Source organism: Pseudomonas juntendi, assembly GCF_009932375.1.
Taxonomy (GTDB): domain Bacteria; phylum Pseudomonadota; class Gammaproteobacteria; order Pseudomonadales; family Pseudomonadaceae; genus Aquipseudomonas; species Aquipseudomonas juntendi.
Map to the genome: position 1 here is coordinate 1 of NZ_BLJG01000252.1, position 786 is coordinate 786.

1 protein-coding gene is annotated in these 786 nt (G+C 69.8%); it reads right to left on the minus strand.

Translation table 11 applies throughout. The features are described from left to right. Window positions 1-786: condensation domain-containing protein (locus tag GYA94_RS23700; RefSeq protein WP_255326983.1), on the minus strand; the 786-nt coding region annotated here is incomplete at both ends.

Genomic DNA, 786 nt, shown 5'->3' on the forward strand with positions numbered 1-786 from the left:
CTCGTAGGCCCGCGCCAGCCGCTCGATGGTCGCGCGGGCGAACATCTGCCCGCTGAAGCTGAATGCCAGGCTCAGCTCGCCGCCATACACCTGGCCATTGAGCACCAGCCAGTTGCCCAGCGGCGCCAGCGGGCTCTGCTCCTCACCTGCGCTTTCGGCGGCCGGCACGAACAGCGCCCGCTCATCGAACTGGCCATCGAGCTGGCCCAGGTAGTTGAAGGTGATGCGCGGCACCGGCAGCTCGGCCAGGCACGTGCGCGCAGCCTCGTCGCCCAGGTAGCGCAAAACACCGAAACCGATGCCTTTGTGCGGCACGCCGCGCAGCTGTTCCTTGACCTGCTTGATCGAGGCGCCAAGCTCGGCGGCCGGGGTCAGCCGCACCGGGTAGGCGCTGGTGAACCAGCCCACCGTACGGCTCAGGTCGATGTCGTCGAACAGGTCTTCGCGGCCATGGCCTTCCAGCTCCACCAGCGCCGAATCGGCGCCGCTCCAGCGGCACACCACCCGGGCCAAGGCAGTCAGCAGCAGGTCGTTGACCTGGGTGCGGTAGGCCGCCGGGGCCTGTTGCAGCAAGCGCCGGGTCAGCTCGGCACCCAGGCGTGCCTGCACGCTCTGGCGGTGACGGTTCTGCAGGCTGGCGCCCGGCTCGGCCTCGGGCAGGCCCTGCGGCGCACCGGCCAGTTGCCCTTGCCAGTAGGCCAGCTCGTTGCCCAGGCTTGCGGCATGCTGCTGCAGGCGTTCGCCCCAGGCCTTGAAGGCGCTGGTCTTGGCCGGCAGTTTCGGCGT